This window comes from Pseudomonas sp. SJZ079 (genome assembly GCF_007993865.1).
Taxonomy (GTDB): Bacteria; Pseudomonadota; Gammaproteobacteria; order Pseudomonadales; family Pseudomonadaceae; genus Aquipseudomonas.
Map to the genome: position 1 here is coordinate 191,010 of NZ_VIUH01000005.1, position 17,227 is coordinate 208,236.

Annotated in this window: 15 protein-coding genes; 5 read left to right on the forward strand and 10 right to left on the reverse strand. The window is 62.9% G+C overall.

Annotation, left to right across the window (positions count from 1 at the left end; all coding sequences use genetic code 11):
* Nucleotides 1-19 precede the first annotated feature (19 nt).
* From FBY03_RS07635 to FBY03_RS07655, 5 genes are all read right to left on the reverse strand, one after another.
* The gene (locus FBY03_RS07635) at nt 20-817 is read right to left on the reverse strand and encodes an enoyl-CoA hydratase/isomerase family protein (protein WP_147171592.1); all 798 of its coding nucleotides are present in this window, start codon (nt 815-817) and stop codon (nt 20-22) included.
* Nucleotides 818-919: 102 nt separating this feature from the next.
* On the reverse strand, nt 920-2,080 hold the full coding sequence (atuD, locus tag FBY03_RS07640) for a citronellyl-CoA dehydrogenase (RefSeq protein WP_147171593.1): 1,161 nt from the start codon (nt 2,078-2,080) through the stop codon (nt 920-922).
* 113 nt (nt 2,081-2,193) lie between these two features.
* A complete protein-coding gene (gene atuC / locus FBY03_RS07645) occupies nt 2,194-3,810 on the reverse strand; it encodes a geranyl-CoA carboxylase subunit beta (protein WP_147171594.1) in 1,617 nt (538 codons plus the stop codon).
* 5 nt (nt 3,811-3,815) lie between these two features.
* Nucleotides 3,816-4,694: an SDR family oxidoreductase gene (locus FBY03_RS07650; protein ID WP_147171595.1), complete on the reverse strand. Its 879-nt coding sequence runs from the start codon at nt 4,692-4,694 to the stop codon at nt 3,816-3,818.
* A gap of 97 nt (nt 4,695-4,791) precedes the next feature.
* Complete coding sequence (locus FBY03_RS07655; RefSeq protein WP_147171596.1) at nt 4,792-6,573, reverse strand: acyclic terpene utilization AtuA family protein; 1,782 nt, start codon at nt 6,571-6,573, stop codon at nt 4,792-4,794.
* 242 nt (nt 6,574-6,815) lie between these two features.
* Here FBY03_RS07655 and FBY03_RS07660 point away from each other — a divergent pair, with 242 nt between their 5' ends.
* From FBY03_RS07660 to FBY03_RS07670, 3 genes are all read left to right on the forward strand, one after another.
* Nucleotides 6,816-7,439 carry a TetR/AcrR family transcriptional regulator gene (locus FBY03_RS07660; protein WP_218570763.1) on the forward strand — a complete coding sequence of 208 codons (624 nt, stop codon included), beginning with the start codon at nt 6,816-6,818 and terminating at the stop codon, nt 7,437-7,439.
* Between the two features lie 113 nt (nt 7,440-7,552).
* Nucleotides 7,553-8,335: an ABC transporter substrate-binding protein gene (locus FBY03_RS07665; RefSeq protein ID WP_147171597.1), complete on the forward strand. Its 783-nt coding sequence runs from the start codon at nt 7,553-7,555 to the stop codon at nt 8,333-8,335.
* Nucleotides 8,336-8,412: 77 nt separating this feature from the next.
* Entirely contained in the window at nt 8,413-9,222 is an 810-nt protein-coding gene (locus FBY03_RS07670) for an ABC transporter substrate-binding protein (RefSeq protein ID WP_147171598.1), read from the forward strand.
* Here FBY03_RS07670 and FBY03_RS07675 read toward each other — a convergent pair.
* From FBY03_RS07675 to FBY03_RS07690, 4 genes are all read right to left on the reverse strand, one after another.
* Nucleotides 9,173-9,937, reverse strand: coding sequence for a CPBP family intramembrane glutamic endopeptidase (locus FBY03_RS07675; protein ID WP_147171599.1), 765 nt, complete (start codon nt 9,935-9,937; stop codon nt 9,173-9,175). The two genes, FBY03_RS07670 and FBY03_RS07675, sit on opposite strands and share 50 nt — an antisense overlap.
* A gap of 58 nt (nt 9,938-9,995) precedes the next feature.
* Nucleotides 9,996-11,309 (reverse strand): hypothetical protein, encoded by a 1,314-nt coding sequence (locus FBY03_RS07680; RefSeq protein ID WP_147171600.1) that lies wholly within the window; start codon nt 11,307-11,309, stop codon nt 9,996-9,998.
* A gap of 61 nt (nt 11,310-11,370) precedes the next feature.
* Nucleotides 11,371-11,547, reverse strand: a complete 177-nt coding sequence (locus FBY03_RS07685; protein ID WP_147171601.1) for a DUF2897 family protein — start codon at nt 11,545-11,547, stop codon at nt 11,371-11,373.
* A 156-nt stretch (nt 11,548-11,703) separates the two neighbouring features.
* Entirely contained in the window at nt 11,704-13,050 is a 1,347-nt protein-coding gene (locus tag FBY03_RS07690) for a class II 3-deoxy-7-phosphoheptulonate synthase (protein WP_147171602.1), read from the reverse strand.
* Nucleotides 13,051-13,292: 242 nt separating this feature from the next.
* On the opposite strand from FBY03_RS07690, the gene FBY03_RS07695 reads away from it, so the two are divergent.
* Nucleotides 13,293-14,066, forward strand: a complete 774-nt coding sequence (locus FBY03_RS07695) for a spermidine synthase (protein ID WP_147171603.1) — start codon at nt 13,293-13,295, stop codon at nt 14,064-14,066.
* Between the two features lie 181 nt (nt 14,067-14,247).
* On the opposite strand, the gene FBY03_RS07700 is transcribed toward FBY03_RS07695, so the two are convergent.
* Entirely contained in the window at nt 14,248-15,039 is a 792-nt protein-coding gene (locus FBY03_RS07700) for a crotonase/enoyl-CoA hydratase family protein (RefSeq protein WP_147171604.1), read from the reverse strand.
* A 386-nt stretch (nt 15,040-15,425) separates the two neighbouring features.
* On the opposite strand from FBY03_RS07700, the gene FBY03_RS07705 reads away from it, so the two are divergent.
* Nucleotides 15,426-17,087 carry a DEAD/DEAH box helicase gene (locus FBY03_RS07705; RefSeq protein WP_147171605.1) on the forward strand — a complete coding sequence of 554 codons (1,662 nt, stop codon included), beginning with the start codon at nt 15,426-15,428 and terminating at the stop codon, nt 17,085-17,087.
* Nucleotides 17,088-17,227 lie beyond the last annotated feature (140 nt).

The window sequence follows — 17,227 nt, forward strand, 5'->3', positions numbered from 1 at the left end:
GCATCCGGGCCACGGTGTGTCACTGGGCCCAGTTGGGTGTGCGTTTCTGCACGAAGGCCAGGGTGCCTTCGCTGCCCTCGGCGCCGGTCACCGCCGCGGCAAACTGTTCGGCCGCCTGGTCGAGCAGGGCGCCGAGCGGCGCGCTGTCGCTGGCCAGCAACAGCGCTTTGGTGGCCGCATTGGCGCCGGGTGCGCACTGGCGGATCTGCTCCAGGGTCTCGTCCAGACGACGATCGAGGGCGTGGTCATCCGCTTCGCTGAAATGCACCAGCCCTAGGCGCGCCGCTTCCACGCCGTCGAAGCGGGCGGCGGTCAGGGCCAGGCGCCGGGTCTGGGTCAGACCGATGCGCTTGACCACGAAGGGGGCTATTTGCGCGGGGATAACCCCAAGGCTGGTTTCTGGCAGACCGAACTTGGCGTCCGCGCGGGCGATGGCGATGTCGGACACGCAGGCCAGGCCGAAGCCGCCGCCGAGCACCGCGCCTTCGAGCACGGCGATCAACACCTGCGGCACGCACTGAGCTTCTTCCAGCAGGCTGCCGAAGGCGCGGTTCAGTTCGCGGTAGGCCGCGGCACCCGCGCTGCGCGCCGAGGCCATGTCCTTGATATCGCCACCGGCGCAGAAGTGCCCGCCGGCCCCGCGCAGCACCAGGGCGCGCACGTCGAGAGCAGTACGCACGCTGGTCAGTACCGCGCGCAGTTCGGCAACCATGGCCAGGCTCATGGCATTGCGGCTGTCCGGGCGGTTGAGGGTGATATGCAACACACCGGTTTCCAGCTTGAGCAGCAGGGTGTCGCAGGTGGGTAGTGAGGGCATCGCGTAGTACTCGACAGGTTCGCTATTGGCTTTCAGTAGGAGCCAGCTTGCTGGCGATCGCAGTGCCGCCGATCGCCAGCAAGCCGGCTCCTACGAACTGGTTCAGCCTTTCTTCTTGCCGGGCAGTATCCCCATCAGCTTGCAGATGATGCCCAGCATGATTTCGTCGGCGCCGCCGCCGATCGACACCAAGCGGGTGTCGCGGTAAGCGCGTGACACCGGGTTGTCCCACATGAAGCCCATGCCGCCCCAGTACTGCAGGCAGCTGTCGGTGACTTCACGGCCGAGGCGCCCGGCCTTGAGCTTGGCCATGGAGGCCAGCTTGGTAACGTCCTTGCCGTTCACGTACAGCTCGGTGGCCTGGTAGACCAGGGCGCGCAGGGCCTCGATCTCGCTGGCCAGTTCGGCCATGCGGAAGTGGATGACCTGGTTGTCGATCAACGCGCTGCCGAAGGTCTTGCGCTCCTTGCAGTAGGCGATGGTGGCGTCGACGCAGTGCTCCAGGCCCTTGAGCATGTTGGCCGCGCCGAACAGGCGTTCTTCCTGGAACTGCAGCATCTGCATCATGAAACCGGCGCCTTCGTGGCCGATGCGGTTGCGTTGCGGCACGCGGACGTTGTCGAGGAATACCTGGGCGGTCTCCGAGCTGCGCATGCCGAGCTTGTCCAGGTGCGGGCTGACGCTGATACCCGGGCTGTTCATCGGCACCACGATCAGCGACTTGTTGACGTGCGGTTTGTCGTCCGAGGTGTTGGCCAGCAGGCACATGAAGTCGGCCGAAGGTGAGTTGGTGATCCACATCTTGCTGCCGTTGATCACATAGTCGTCGCCGTCTTTCCTGGCCAGGGTTTTCAGCCCGGCGACGTCGGAGCCGGCGCCCACTTCGGAAACACCGATGCAGCCGACCATTTCGCCGCTGATGGCCGGGCGCAGGAACTCATCGCGCAGCTCGTCGGAACCGAAGCGCGCCAGCGCCGGGGTGCACATATCGGTCTGCACGCCAATCGACATGGGGATGCCGCCGCAATGAATAGTGCCGAATTCCTCGGCGGCGACTATCGAGTAGCTGTAGTCCAGGCCCATACCGCCGAACTGCTCCGGCTTGGAGATGCCCAGCAGACCCAGCTCGCCAGCCTTCTTGAAGATCTCGTGGATCGGGAAGCGCCCGGCTTTCTCCCATTCGTCGACGTGCGGGTTGATTTCCTTGTCGACAAAGTTACGCACGGTACGCCGCAGTTCTTCGTGTTCCTGGGTAAAGATCATCTTCTTATTCTCCCGATCTTGCCTGGGCTGGGTGGCGGCGTTTTGATGCCGAAACCCAGTGGGTTAAACAACGCTGGGTTTCGCTTCGCGCTACCCAGCCTAGGATTCACTCATCAAAATCGTGCCACACCGAAGCTGTTGGCTTTCAGCGGGCGCATTTCTGCTTCGGCACAGATATCCAGCAGCAAACCGAGCAGCTTGCGCGTGTCGCGCGGATCGATCAGGCCGTCGTCCCACAGGCTGGCGGTGCCGTACAGCGCGCCGGACTGGCTGTCGAGCTTCTGCGCGGTGACGCTTTCGAGCATGTCGAGCATCTGCGGGTCGGCCTGCTTGCCTTGTTTGGCGTGCTTCTCCTCGGTGACGATGCGCAGCACCTTGCCGGCCTGGGCACCGCCCATCACCGCGGTCTTGCTGTTCGGCCAGGCGAAGATGAAGCGCGGGTCGAGGCCGCGACCGCACATGGCGTAGTTGCCGGCGCCGTAGGAGCCGCCGACCACTATGGTCAGCTTGGGTACGCGGGCGTTGGCCACGGCCTGGATCATCTTCGAGCCGTGCTTGATCACACCTTGTTGTTCCGACTCGGTGCCGACCATGAAGCCGGTGGTGTTATGGAAGAACAGAATCGGCGTGTTGCTCTGGTCGCACAGCTGGATGAATTGCGCAGCCTTCGCCGCCCCTTGCGGGGTGATCGGGCCGTTGTTGCCGATAAAGCCGCAGGGCTGGCCTTCAATCCGCAGGTGACCGCAGACGGTCTGGTTGTCGAACTCGTGCTTGAAGTCGAGGAATTCGGAGCCATCGGCGATACGCGCGATGATCTCGCGCACGTCGTAGGGCTTCTTGGCGTCGGCGGGCACCAGGCCGAGCAACTCATCGGCCGGGTACAGCGGCTCGCGGTAGCCGGGCTTAACCCGCGTCGGCAACTGGGCATTCCACGGCAGCAGGGCGACTATCTCGCGGGCGATGCGCACGCCGTCGGCGTCGTTCTCCGCCAGGTATTCGGCGGTGCCGGCGACCTGGGCGTGCATCTCGGCGCCACCCAGTTGTTCATCGGTGGCGACCTCGCCGGTGGCGGCCTTGAGCAGCGGCGGGCCGGCGAGAAACATCTTGGCCTTGCCACGCACCACCACTACGTAGTCCGACAGCCCTGGCTGATAAGCCCCACCGGCTGTGCTGGAGCCGTGCACCACGGTGATCTGCGGTAGGCCCATGGCCGACATGCGCGCCTGATTGGCGAAGCCGCGCGCGCCTTCGACGAAGATTTCCGCCGCGTAGTTGAGGTTGGCGCCGCCGCTTTCGGCCAGGGTCACCACCGGCAGTTTGTTGTCGAAGGCGATCTGCTGCAGGCGCAGGGTCTTCTTCAATCCGCTGGGGGAAATGGTGCCGCCCTTGATTGCGCTGTTGCTGGCGTTGACCAGGCAGCGCACCCCGGCGATGTAGCCAATGCCGGAGATGATGCCGCCGCCGGCCTGGTTGCCGTCCTTGTCGTCGTGCAGCTTGTAGCCGGCCAGCGATGCCAGCTCGAGGAAAGGCGCGCCGGCGTCGAGCAGCAGGTTGAGGCGTTCGCGTGGCAGCAACTGGCCGCGCTTGTCGAACTTGGCCTTGGCCTCGCTGGCCTTGTGCAGGCACTGCTGTTCGACCTCGCGAAAGCTCGCCACGGCGGTCAGCATGGCTTCGCGATTCTTCGCGAAGTCTTGGCTGTGGACGTCGATGTCAGACTGGATAACCGGCATTCGCCTTACTCCTCCTGCTGCTTCAGTACATCGGGCAGGTAGGCCCGATGGAAGCCGTTGTAGGATCTGCTCAGCCCAGGCGTCGCCTTGAACAGCGGGAAGGCACGGCTGCCCTGGCTGGCGGCGCCGTCGATGCGGATGCAGGTGCCGCTGATAAAGGCTGCGCCGGGCGACAGCAAAAAGACGATGGCGGCGGAGACTTCCGATTCGCTGCCGATGCGCTTGAGCGGCACATGCTCGCGCAGGGTCGGGATCACCGCCTTGAACGCCCCTTCGTAGGTGTCCATGCCGCTGGAGGCGATCCAACCGGGGGCTACGGCATTGACCCGCACCCCGGCATGCCCCCACTCCACGGCGGCGGTCTTGGTGAAATTCTCCATGCCCGCGCGCGCCGCGCCGGAGTGGCCCATGCCGGGCATGCCGCCCCACATGTCGGCGAGCATGTTGACGATGCTGCCGCCAGTCTTGCTCATGCTCTGGTTGAACACTTCGCGGGCCACCAGAAAGCCGCCGACCAGGTTGGTGCGCACCACGGTCTCGAAGCCTTTCTGGGTGATTGAGGCGAGCGGGGCGGGGTACTGGCCACCGGCGTTGTTGACCAGGTGATGGATGACGCCGCGCTCGGCGAGCACCTGGGCGACCATGACTTTCACCTGTTCCTCGTCACGGATGTCGCAGACTTGGTAGCTGGCGCTGCCGCCGTCCTCGATGATCTCTGCCGCGGTTTTCTCCAGTTTGTCGGCCTTGCGTCCGACCACCACCACATGGGCGCCGAGGGCCGCCAGCTCATGGGCGGTGCAGCGGCCGATGCCGCTGCCGCCACCGGTGATCAGGATAGTCTGGCCGCTGAACAGGCCGGATTTGAAGTTCGAGTCGTATGCCATGGTGGTTCTGCTCCTCGTTGCGCCTGCATCTGTTCTGGTAGGCGCCAGCTTGCTGGCGATGCTTCTGCGTTGTGGCTGATCGCGAGCAAGCTCGCGCCTACAGGCTGTCGGCCAGCGCCCTGGGCACAGGCACCGGGAATTCCAGCAGCTGCTGGGCGAAGGCCTTGCCTTGCGGGTCGATGCGCAGGCTGGCCACGCCACCGCCACCCAAGGCGTTTTCCAGCAGGAAGTTCAGGCTGTGGCTGCCCGGCAGGTACCAGCGGCTGACCTTGCCGGTTTGTGCGTCCAACACGTGCTGCAGCCATTCGGCCACGGCGTCCTCGCTCAACGCAGCAGCGATCCACGCCAGATACTCGGGCTTTCTCGCCATCACGCCGATATTGCTGTGGTTGCCCTTGTCGCCGGAGCGGGCCACGGCCAGCTTGATCAGCGGCACGCGGGCTGCACTTTGGCCATTTGCTGGGGGTGGCTCTACCGCCTCAGCCGGGCCGGTGAAAGTCGCCAGCGACGGCAGGACGACCGGGCTGCGTTGGCCGTTCAGTTCAACCTCAAGGTTGCAGAGCGTTTTATCCACCAGAAAGGAGAACAGGCGTATCAGCGGATAGACCGTGGGGCGACCGCCGACTATGCCGGTCAGCCCCGGCGCCATGCCGGTAGCTGCCTGGGCGATCTCGCGGGAGAAGAGGAGCAGCGCGTCCTTCTTGACGTGGCGTACGGCGATTTTGATCACCACCTCGCGGCTGTCTTGGCGCTGGCGGTGGGCCCCGTAAGTGGCCTCGCTGCCGAGCAATTCGACGCTGACTTCTTGGTAAGGCGCCCAGCCGCGCTCGGCGAAGATCTCCTCGGTCTTGTTGATGATTGCCTGGCCGACCCGTTCGGCCTTTTTCACCGCATCGATGCCGGCGATCAGGCAACTGGCGGTGCAACGGAAACCGTCCGGGTAGGTGGCGCTGACCTTGTACTGCTGGCTGGGCGGCAGGCCGCGAGCGCCCTTGAGCTCGACGCGATTGCTGCCGATCTGTTCCAGGCGGACCTGGGTGAAATCGCAGACCACATCCGGCAACAGGTAGGCGCGCGGATCGCCTATCTCGTAGAGCATTTGCTCGCCCACGGTGAAGGGCGTAACCAAGCCGCCGGAACCTTCCGGCTTGGTCACGATGAAGCTGCCGTCGGCCGTCACTTCGACGACTGGGAAGCCGATGTGTTCGTAGTCCGGCACGGACTCCCAGTCGGTGAAGTTGCCGCCGGTGCACTGCGCCCCGCATTCGATGATATGCCCGGCCAGCGCGGCTTGCGCCAGCTTGTCGTAATCATCCCAGGCCCAGCCGAATTCGTGCACCAGCGCCGCACTGACCACGGCGCTGTCGACCACGCGACCGGTGATGACAATGTCGGCACCGAGTTGCAGCGCCTCGACGATGCCCGGTGCGCCGAGATAGGCATTGACCGACAGGCACATCGGCGGCAGCGGCGCGCCGCTGAACATTTCCCGGGTGCCAGCCTGGCTGAGCCCGCCGAGTTGGGGGCGCAGGTCATCGCCCTGCAGCACCGCGATCTTCAGATTCACGCCGGCCTGTTCGCACGCCGTGGCCAGTGCTCTGGCGCAGGCCAGCGGGTTGACCCCGCCGGCGTTGCTGATCACGCGGATTTTTTTGTCGGCAATTTCGCCCAATAGCGGCGCCAGCACCTCGACGAAGTCAGTGGCATAGCCGGCGTCGGGCTGCTTCAGCCTGGCCCCGGCCATGATCGACATGGTGATCTCGGCCAGGTAGTCGAACACCAGATAATCCAGTTCGCAGCCTGTTACCAACTGGGCGGCGGCGGTGGAGGTGTCGCCCCAGAAAGCGGAGGCGCAGCCGATGCGTACGGTTTTGGTCATTGGAAGGGCCCGCAACATGCTGAGAAGATGCTGTAGAGGCTACCAAGCAAGCGCTTGGTTGAAAAGTAAAAGGTGAGGGCTTTTCGGCCAAAAATGCGCCCAAGCGCTTGCTTGGTGGTCCTGCGGGGCATAAATTTCACCAGTTACGACAAACACTTGGCGTACCTTGCAGCGCTTGCTGGGCAGTTGTGCTGCCCTACGGGTCGCACATCGATAAATAACAACAGGGGAGAATCACCCGCGTGGATGATCGACAAGCACAGGCGGTGTTGCGCGAGTTGGTGAGCAGTGGCTTGATCACCGATCCAGACAGCGCCCGTGGCAAGCTGCTCCAGACCGCGGCCCATCTGTTTCGCAGCAAGGGGTATGAGCGCACCACGGTGCGCGACCTGGCCAGTGCGGTGGGCATTCAATCGGGCAGCATCTTCCATCACTTCAAGAGCAAGGATGAGATCCTGCGCGCGGTGATGGAACAGACCATTCGCTACAACACCGCGTTGATGCAAGCCTCGCTGGCCGAGGCCAGCAGCCTGCGTGAACGGGTGCTGGCGCTGATTCGCTGCGAGCTACAGTCGATCATGGGCGGCACCGGCGAGGCGATGGCGGTGTTGGTTTATGAATGGCGTTCGCTCTCGGCAGAGGGCCAGGCGTTCATTCTCGAACTGCGTGACCGCTATGAACAGCTATGGCTCGAGGTGCTCAATGAGGCCAAGGCTGAGGGCTATTTCAATGCCGACCCGTTTATCCTGCGGCGCTTTCTCACGGGTGCGCTGAGCTGGACCACTACCTGGTTTCGCCCGGAAGGCCCCATGAGCCTGGATCAGCTGGCCGAAGAAGCGTTGTCACTGGTACTTAAGGAAGTGTGAATAAAATCGACTAAGCTAAAGTGGCCTTTTGATACTATGCGCGCGACAAGGATAAGTACGCCCAGCCACTACAGGGAGCAGGACACGGCGTTGTTCGCTACGAGGTGTACCGTTTGAGCCGGGTATTCAAGGGACTGCTGTTCGCGTTATCTCTACTGGTAGGGCTTCCTGCGGTTGCCGCGCAGCCTGTGCTGGTCGGTGCCTACCATTTCCCCCCCTATGCAGTGAAGCCGGAAGGTGCCAAGCCTGGCGGGCTGTTGCCGGAGTTGTTGGCGGCACTGAATCGACTGCAAAGCGATTACCAGTTCGTGCTGGTGCCGACCTCGGTGACCCGCCGCTACCGGGATATGGAGAGCGGACGGTTTGACATGATCCTATTCGAGTCGCCTGGCTGGGGTTGGCAAGATACGCCGCACAGCGCCCTTGATTTGCACATCGAAGATGCCGAGGTGTATGTCGCGCGGGCCGAGCCAGGGCGCGATGAAAGTTATTTCGAGCAGCTCAAGGGCAAGCGTCTGGCACTGTACAGCGGCTACCACTATGGCTTTGCGGGCTTCAATGCCGATCAGCAGTACCTCACTCAGGCATTTGATGCGGTACTCACCTATTCCCATGACAACAACCTGACCATGCTCATGCGCGGGCGGGCGGACATCGCGGTGATTACCCGTTCTTATTTGCAGATTCATCAGGATCGCCACCCTGAGTTATCCTCGGGCTTTCTGGTGTCGCAGCGGGTCGATCAAGTGTACAAGCACCATGCCCTGTTTCGTCCGCAGGCGCCCCTGGCGTCCGAGGCCTTTGCTGCCTTACTGTTGGCGCTCAATCGCGACGGGCAGCTGGATGCGTTGCTCAGCCGTTATCATCTTCTGGTGCCAGGTTCACCAGGTGGATAGACGGCACTGACCGGCCGGGTTGTCTGATTCAGGCCGGCTTTACTGCAGCAAGGAAATGCTGAGGGGTATCGCTATCTATGTACAGAATATTGAGCGTTTGGTCATTGTTCTTAACCCTGCTGCTGGCCGGGCCGCTTGCCGCCGAGCAGACAGTGAATGTCAGCGGCGTGTATTTTCCGCCTTATGTGGACAAACCCGAGCAGGCGCAGGCCCGCGGTCTGTTGGTGCCGCTGCTCGATGCGCTGAATCGGGCGCAGTCTGATTTTCACTTCATCATGCGACCGACCTCGGTCGCTCGACGTTTCCGTGACTTCGAGGAGGGGCGAATCGACCTGGCGATTTTCGAGAATCCTGCGTGGGGTTGGCAATCGATTGCCCACAGCGCTATCGAAATGGGCTTGGAGGACTCCGAAGTATTTGTCGCGCGTGCCGAGCCGGGGCGCACGCAAGAGTACTTCGACGATCTGGGCGGCAAGCGTCTGGCGCTCCACAGTGGCTATCACTATGCCTTTGCCGACTTCAATGCCGAGCCCGAATTTCTCCGTAGGACCTTCAATGCCAGACTGAGCTATTCGCATGACAGCAACTTGCTGATGCTGCTGCATGGGCGGGTGGAAATCGCCTTGGTTACACGTTCGTATATCGGCGATTTCCTTCGGCGGCATCGACAATACAGCGGGCAGGTGCTGGTCTCCGAGCGAGTCGATCAGCGCTATCAGCATCATGTGCTGATGCGTCCAGGTTCACCTATCAGTGCCGAGCGGTTTGCCGGGTTGCTGGAGCAACTCCGTCAGAATGGCCAGTTGGCCGACATCTTTGGCCGCTATCAGATAGTGGTTAAACCAAGCGCAGTGGATAGCTCAATAACAGCACATGCAGCAGATTGACCCCAGCGTGCAGGGCTAGCGCCAGGCTCAGGCGGCCACTGTAGTGAAAGACCAGGCCATAGCCCAGACCTGCGACTGCGGCGACCAGGGCAAACAGTGGGCTGAAGGGGGCATGCACGGCGCCGAACAACAGCGCCGTCAGCGTTATCCCCGGCCAGGCCCCCAGCCAGGCGATCAGGCGGGTTTGCAGCAGGCCGCGAAACAGCAGTTCTTCGGCCAGCACCGTGACACCCAGGTTGACCACCAACCAGAGCCACAGGTCCTGCGGCCATTTCGGCTGCCAGGCGACCACGCCCAGTTGCAAGGCCAGCAGCGGCACGCCGATCAGCGTCAGTAGCATCGCAGCCCCTAGCTTTCGCGGCTGTAGCCGAGTGAGCGACGAATCAGCTTGGCCCAGCCACCAGGCGAGCAGGCTCAAGCCAACCAGCAGCTTGTCCCACGACAGACGCAAGGCGTAAGGCGGGGCGTCGACGCTGATCTGGCGTGCCGGCCACAGTTGCCAGGGGCTGAAGCCAGGCAGCGCATGAGCGGCGAGAGCGATACAGGCGAGCAGGCTGAGGCTCCACCAGAGAGCGCTAGGCAGGTGTTTTTCGCCGAATAGCAGCAGGGCGATAAAAGCGGCGCCGATGACCAGGCCGCTGGGCTGAACGAACCCCGAGACAAAGCCGACTCCCAGGGCGAGAGTCGGCAGGAGCAAACGCATGGACAACGGCATGGCACCTCCTTGTGTGGCGCGCCGTCTCGCGGCGGGTTTCCTGGCTGCCGTGTAGCGTTCAGGGTCGCTGGAAATAGCGTTCCAGTAACTGCGGGTCATCGAACTGGGCACGGCCGATAAAGGCCGTGGCATGCCGGCCCCACTGGCGCATCGCGCCGGCGGAGCTTACCCCGGAAGGCCACAGCAGCCAGCGTTCCAGGCGCTCACTGCCGGGCACCAGGCCGTCGCTGGCATAGAGACTGCGTTGCCCTTGCGGGTGGGACAGTTGGCGCAGCTCATCGAGTGCCGTGCGCTGGTAGCTCACCGAGGGGTAGGGCGAACGTCGCCCGTCGATCCATTGCAGGCGATGTTCGCCCGCGCTCAACCAGAGCGTCGGCGCCTGCTCGCCGTTCAGCGTCAGGTGCTGCGCTAGACGCTGCTCTTCGCCAGTCGGTTGGCGGAAGCGCAGAGGCGAGTCGGCCGGCAAGTAGAAGCTGTGCCAGCAGCCGCAGGGATGGATGCTGTCATACAGCAGGGCGTTGCCGTCGCGGTCGAGGGTGACCCGCCAGAGCAGGCCGTCCAGTTCGCCGCCGTACAAATCCAGGGGATGGGGTTTGGGGCGCTGGCTGAACCAGAATTGATAGATCAGCTGCAGGTGCCAGCGCCCATTCAATTGGCTCCAGCTGGTGTGCTGGAAGAGACGTGTTTGCAGCGGATTGAAGCCACGTGCGCCATCGCTGTTGTAACGCGGGCTGCCGATGCGATCGCTGCGGCTGGCCTGCTCGATCTTCAGCCAGGGCGCATGATGGGCGAAGAGTGCCTTGAGTTGCTCTGCATCCGCCTGCGGCAAGCCCAATGCATCTTCGTGCAGCGTTATAGGCTGTTGCACGACTGGGGTTGTTGGCACCGGCTGATAGCCCAACCAGTGGGGGCTGTCCTTGGGCGCTTCGGCATCGGCGGCATCGCGCTGCCAAGCGGCAATAAGCCTGCGGTAGAGGGGCTTGAACAGGGGGTAGAGGCCAACTGTGCGGGCGCCGTCGCGGTAGTCATCGGGCACTTGCGCGGCGTCGACTGCGCGGGCGAAAGCCGCCGGATCACCGGCCAGATGCTCGACCTGAGTTTGCCGGCACTGCGTGAGGGCGGTCTGCCGGGGAGCGCTAAGCCAGGCCTGCCGTGGACTGGACGCCAGCTGAACGATTTCGATCCGGCTGGCTTCGGCATCGTGCTCGGCCAGGCGTCGTAGCCACAGGTGCCGCTGCTCCGGGCTGTGCAGGCGGGGGCCGAGGGTCGCCAGAACTCTATCGCTGCGCAGGCCAGGAAAACCTTGCAGGCGCTGGTATTGGGCGTCCCTGTGAGCCTGGGTGGCCGTCTGCAAGTCACTGAATAGCGCCATACAGGCGTCGACCGGCGCGGGCTTCAGCTGCGCGCAGCCCGTTACCACGCTAACCAGTAGGCTAGCGCTCGCGAGCGTCCTTAGCGTCCTGGGCTTCCATCTCGACTTTGCGTTCACGGATTTTTTTCAGCTGTTCTTCGCTCAGTGGCAGGGGTTTGGCGGTGCGTAGCAGCATCATCAGTCCACCGACTATTGAGCCCAGCACGAGAATGATCAGGAGCCAGATATACCAGGTCATCACTACCCCCTTCCTTGAATGATTAAGCTTTCACCATACGCCTGACGTGCATGGCTGTCAGGCGCTCGCACCGGCATGGGGCGAAACTGTGCGGGGGAGGCCGGTGCGCCAGGGCAGCAAGTCGCAAACACGACCGTTTGCCCGGCGCGCCTGGTTCTAGCGCCGCACCTGCTTGAGGGTTTCGGCGATCAGGAAGGCCAGTTCCAGCGACTGATCGGCATTCATCCGCGGGTCGCAGTGGGTGTGGTAGCGATCCGACAGGCTATCTTCGGTGATCGGTCGTGCGCCACCGATGCACTCGGTGACGTTCTGTCCGGTCATTTCGATATGGATGCCGCCGGCGTAGCTGCCTTCGGCCTGATGTACGGCGAAGAACTGCTTCACTTCGCCGAGGATCTGCGCAAAGTCGCGGGTCTTGTAGCCGCTGGAAGCCTTGATGGTGTTGCCGTGCATCGGGTCGGAGCTCCACAGCACCTGACGACCTTCGCGTTGCACGGTCTGGATCAGGCGTGGCAGACCGGCTTCGACCTTGTCGGCGCCCATGCGCACGATCAGGTTGAGGCGACCCGGGTCATTGTCCGGGTTGAGGATATCGATCAGGCGGATCAGCTCCTCGCTGTCCATGCTCGGGCCGACTTTCACCCCGATCGGGTTACCGACGCCGCGCAGGAACTCGACATGGGCGCCATCCAGTTGGCGAGTGCGATCGCCGATCCACAGCATGTGCGCGGAGCAGTCGTAGAATCCCCCGGTCAGGCTGTCTTTACGCACGAAAGCCTGTTCGTAGTTGAGCAGCAGGGCTTCGTGGGCGGTGAAGAAGTTGGTTTCACGCACTTGCGCCGAGCTGTCCATGCCGCAGGCGCGCATGAACGACAGGGTCTCGTCGATGCGGTCGGCCAAATGGCTGTATTTCTCGGCCAGCGCCGAGTTGGCGATAAAGTCCAGGTTCCACTGATGGACCTGGTGCAAGTCGGCAAAGCCGCCTTGGGCGAAAGCGCGCAGCAGGTTCAGCGTCGCAGTCGCCTGGTGGTAGGCCTGCAGCAGGCGCTCGGGATCCGGCACGCGGCTTTTTTCGTCGAAGCCGATGCCGTTGACTATGTCGCCGCGGTAGGCCGGCAGGGTGATGTCGCCGATGGTTTCATCGTTGGCCGAGCGTGGCTTGGCGAACTGCCCGGCCATGCGTCCGACTTTCACCACCGGGCAGCCGGCGGCGAAGGTCATGACGATGGCCATCTGCAGCAGCACCTTGAAGGTGTCGCGGATTTTCGCCGCGCTGAACTCGGCGAAGCTTTCGGCACAGTCGCCGCCCTGCAGCAGAAAGGCGCGACCCTGAGTCACCTCGGCAAATTGCCGGCGCAGCTCGCGGGCTTCGCCGGCAAACACCAGTGGCGGGTAGCCGGCGAGGGTCTGCTCGACGTTTGCCAGGTGGGCAGCATCAGGGTAATGCGGCTGTTGCTGGATCGGTTTGGCTCTCCAGCTTTCGGGACTCCAGGGTTGCGACATCGAGATTCTCGGCTTATGACGGTTAGGCAGATTGGCATGGTAACCGATCAGCCCGCGGCTTCAAGCCGATAGCCGTGATAGAGCCGTTGCATGGACTGCGCTGCGGCGCGATTAATGCTGCGGCCGCTGCCATGGAATGGGCTGCTCGGAATTAGCACGTGACCCCAGTAGGGCGCTTCAATGACAATTGACGCTTTCCCCGGCATGGCTTGGCCGGGGCGGTCATGGTGGAGATGAGGTGGATGCCAGGTTTACCCCCGGTGGATGAGATGCAAGAGGAAGTCTTGCTCGCCGAAGTACAGGACGCATTTGGTGTGATCCGGGTGGTCGAGATCGGCGACTACCGTTTCCTCGAGTTCGGTGACGCGATCGAGCAGAGTTGCGTATTCACCGCCGATCCGAGCTGGCTGGAGTATGACTACACCCGCGCCATGCTGCTCGGTGCGCTGTGTCATGCGGCGCCGGAAAGCGCGCTGTTTCTGGGCCTCGGTGCCGGCAATCTGACCCAGGCCTGCCTCAAGTTCCTGCCCTTGGACGACGTCGAAACCATCGAGTTGCGCCCCGAGGTGCCGCGCCTGGCCATGCAGTACCTGGGGCTGGACGACGATCCACGGCTGACCATCCGTATCGGCGATGCCCTGGAACTGCTGGGCACTGCGGAAACCGCCGATCTGATCTTCGTCGACCTGTACACCGACCATGGTCCCGGCGTCGGTCACCTGGCATGGCGATTTCTCGAAAGCTGCCAGCAGCACCTCAATCCGGGTGGCTGGCTGATCATCAATCAGTGGGCCGGTAATGACGGTAAGCCGTTGGGAGCACCGTTGCTGCGTGGCCTTTACCACCGGCATTACTGGGAGTGCCCGGTGAAGGAAGGCAACGTGATTGTGCTGGTGCCCGCCGACCTGGACCAGCAACTCGATCTGCCCGGCTTGCAGCGTCGTGCTGAGGCCCTGGCGCCGCGCCTGGGCTACTCCTTGCAGTCATTACTCGAGGTATTGCGCCCGGCTAGCTGAAATCGCGGGTAGTCGCGCTATATCGGCGGGGAGCTGCTCGCATCGCCCGCCCTGCGGGCCAGCTTCTGGCGGTCACTCCGCTTCGTTGCGCCTGGTGGCCCACACCGGTATGGGAAAAGCGCAGCGGATGCGCGCCCGGCTACCGCACGCTAGCGTTTTCAATGGCCTGCTCAAGGCTGGATCAGCGCCCCTTGAAGTCACCTGGACGGCGTTCGAGCATGGCGCGCACGCCTTCCTCGGCATCTTCGCTGGCCATCAACCGGGTAATGGTCGGGTGCAGATGGCGCGCCGCAGCGGCTTCGCCCTCAAGCACAGCCTGGCGCGCCGAGGCCAGGGTTGCCTGCACGCCCAGCGGCGCCTGGTCGGCGATGCGTTCGGCCAGCCACAGCGCGCGCGGCATCAGCTCTTCGCTGGCCAGCACTTCCTGGACCAGGCCCAGACGATAAGCCTCATGCGCATCGAATTCATCACCGGTCAGCAACCAGCGCATGGCGTTGCCCCAGCCGGCATTGCGGTGCATGCGCAGGGTGGCGCCGCCGAACGGGAAGATGCCGCGCTGCACCTCCATCTGCGCAAAGCGGGTATTGCTGGCGCACAGGTTGATGTCCGAGGCGAGCATCAGTTCGATACCGATGGTGAAGCAGTAGCCTTGGGCGGCGACTATTATCGGCTTGCTCACTCGCGGCCCGCCGAATACGCCCCAGGGGTCGCAGCCACCGGAGGGTATCTGCCAGCCGGCGGCAAACTGGGCGGCGACATTGGCCAAGTCCAGCCCCGCGGTGAAATGCTCGCCGTGGGCGAAGATCAAGGCTACGCGGGCCTCGCTGTCGTGCTCGTATTCGCCATAAGCCAGGCACAGGTCGTTGAGCATCTCCAGGTCGAACGCGTTGCGCTTGGCCGCGCGATCCAGGCCGATCCGCATGATGTGGCCACGCTTTTCACAGCTGACGCGGTGGCTGGCTCTTTGGGGCATGGCGCAAATTCCTTGGGCGAAGAGCGGATAATTGGGGTATAGCCGCCTTGCTCGGGCTTGTCCAAGGTCACCGGCATGGACTTCTGCATGCCAGTAAAGGATGACCGTTTAGCGGTGCATGCGTTTTGTTACGGCAAAATCAGCACATTAGTCAGGTTTTCCGGTATAGTGCGCGCCGGTCAATTCATGGCCACGTTCAGGTTGTGCAATTCGCTCGAAGGCTATCTTCGGCAGCCAGTTCGCTTAGCGGACTATCCTTGACGATTTATTTTTCACTACGTTTTCGCAAATCCCCGCCGACAGGGCTGCCAGGGTGACTTTAGGGTCTTACACGGCATGCGCAGCTTTGGAACATGGGTCTTTGCGGATGCACTTGAGGCAGACCCATGACCCAGGAAATCGGCGGCTTCGCCGCGCTCGGACTTCACCCCAATATTCTCTCCGCACTGACTGCCGTTGGTTACGAAGAGCCGTCGCCAATTCAGGCGCAAGCCATCCCGGTAATTCTCGCTGGTCAGGACATGATCGGCCAGGCGCAGACCGGCACCGGAAAAACCGCAGCTTTCGCCCTGCCATTACTGTCGAAAATCGACCCGGCCAAGCGCGAGCCGCAAGCGTTGATTCTGGCGCCGACCCGCGAGTTGGCCCTGCAGGTGGCCACTGCGTTCGAAACCTATTCCAAGCAGATGCCTGGCCTGAATGTGGTTGCCGTTTACGGTGGCGCGCCCATGGGTCCGCAGCTGAAAGCTATCCGCCAGGGTGCGCAGGTCATAGTTGCGACGCCTGGCCGCTTGGTCGACCACCTGCGTCGCGATGAAAAAGTCCTCTCGACCATTCAGTACCTGGTGCTCGATGAAGCGGACGAAATGCTCAAGCTGGGCTTCATGGACGATCTCGAAGTAATCTTCGAGGCCATGCCTGAGACCCGTCAGAGCGTGTTATTTTCGGCGACGCTGCCGCACTCGATTCGCTCCATTGCCGAGAAGCACCTGCGCAATCCGCAACATATCAAGATCGCTTCCAAGACCCAGACCGTGACCGCCATCGAGCAGGCTCACCTGATGGTTCATGCCGATCAGAAGCACGCCGCGGTTTTGCGCCTGCTGGAGGTCGAAGAGTTCGACGCGTTGATCGGTTTCGTACGCACTAAACAAGCCACCCTGGATCTTGCCGCTATCCTGGAAGCCAAGGGTTACAAGGCTGCCGCGCTGAATGGCGATATCGCTCAGAACCAGCGTGAGCGGGTGATCGAGTCGCTGAAGGATGGCCGTCTGGACATCGTCATCGCGACCGACGTTGCCGCTCGCGGCCTGGACGTGCCGCGTATCACTCACGTGATGAACGTGGACATGCCCTACGATCCTGAATCCTATGTGCACCGCATCGGTCGTACCGGGCGTGCCGGTCGTACCGGCCGCGCGCTGCTGCTGGTGACGCCGCGTGAGCGCCGCATGTTGCAGGTGATCGAGCGTGTGACCGGGCAGAAGGTTGGCGAAGTCAAACTGCCAAACGGCCAGCAAGTGCTGGATGCGCGGATCAAAAAGCTTACCACCAGCCTGACGCCGCTGGTGGCCGATGCCGAAGCCACTCATGGCGAGCTGTTGGATCGCCTGACTGCCGATATCGGTTGCAGCCCGCGTGCCCTGGCTTCCGCGTTGCTGCGCCTGGCCACCAAGGGTCAGGCCTTGACCCTGGCTGAAGTCGAGCGCGAGCAACCGCTGGTGCCGAACAATGCACCGCGTGAGCGCAGCGAGCGTTCCGATCGTGGCGACAGCCGTGAGCGTCGCGCCCCCGTGCCGTTGGCTGAAGGCCGCGCCCGTTGCCGTACCGCGCTGGGTGCGCGTGATGGTATCGCCGCGAAGAACCTGCTGGGTGCCATTCTTAACGAAGGCGGCTTGGTGCGCGAAGCCATTGGCCGCATTCAAGTGCGCGAGAGCTTCAGCCTGGTTGAGCTGCCGGAAGATGGCCTGGAGCGCCTGTTGACCAAGTTGAAAGACACCCGTGTTGGCGGCAAGCCGCTGAAGCTGCGTCGCTACCGCGAAGATTGATCCGCGTTACATGAAGAAGCCCCGCCAAGTGCGGGGCTTTTTCATGGCTATGTCCCAATAGCGTGTTGCATGGTGCGTCCAACCGCCTCCTGGATACAGTGAGCCGGCCGAATATGCTGCTGATAGCGCTCAAGCATGCG

Excerpts from the sequence above, each read along its gene's own strand:
- FBY03_RS07680 (WP_147171600.1), bottom strand. The coding sequence starts at position 11,309 with ATGGCGCTATTCAGTGACTTGCAGACGGCCACCCAGGCTCACAGGGAC.
- FBY03_RS07690 (WP_147171602.1), bottom strand. The coding sequence starts at position 13,050 with ATGTCGCAACCCTGGAGTCCCGAAAGCTGGAGAGCCAAACCGATCCAG.
- FBY03_RS07670 (WP_147171598.1), top strand. The coding sequence starts at position 8,413 with ATGTACAGAATATTGAGCGTTTGGTCATTGTTCTTAACCCTGCTGCTG.
- atuD (WP_147171593.1), bottom strand. The coding sequence starts at position 2,080 with ATGATCTTTACCCAGGAACACGAAGAACTGCGGCGTACCGTGCGTAAC.
- FBY03_RS07705 (WP_147171605.1), top strand. The coding sequence starts at position 15,426 with ATGACCCAGGAAATCGGCGGCTTCGCCGCGCTCGGACTTCACCCCAAT.
- FBY03_RS07685 (WP_147171601.1), bottom strand. The coding sequence starts at position 11,547 with ATGACCTGGTATATCTGGCTCCTGATCATTCTCGTGCTGGGCTCAATA.
- FBY03_RS07635 (WP_147171592.1), bottom strand. The coding sequence starts at position 817 with ATGCCCTCACTACCCACCTGCGACACCCTGCTGCTCAAGCTGGAAACC.
- FBY03_RS07700 (WP_147171604.1), bottom strand. The coding sequence starts at position 15,039 with ATGCCCCAAAGAGCCAGCCACCGCGTCAGCTGTGAAAAGCGTGGCCAC.
- FBY03_RS07650 (WP_147171595.1), bottom strand. The coding sequence starts at position 4,694 with ATGGCATACGACTCGAACTTCAAATCCGGCCTGTTCAGCGGCCAGACT.
- atuC (WP_147171594.1), bottom strand. The coding sequence starts at position 3,810 with ATGCCGGTTATCCAGTCTGACATCGACGTCCACAGCCAAGACTTCGCG.
- FBY03_RS07655 (WP_147171596.1), bottom strand. The coding sequence starts at position 6,573 with ATGACCAAAACCGTACGCATCGGCTGCGCCTCCGCTTTCTGGGGCGAC.
- FBY03_RS07675 (WP_147171599.1), bottom strand. The coding sequence starts at position 9,937 with ATGCCGTTGTCCATGCGTTTGCTCCTGCCGACTCTCGCCCTGGGAGTC.
- FBY03_RS07695 (WP_147171603.1), top strand. The coding sequence starts at position 13,293 with ATGCCAGGTTTACCCCCGGTGGATGAGATGCAAGAGGAAGTCTTGCTC.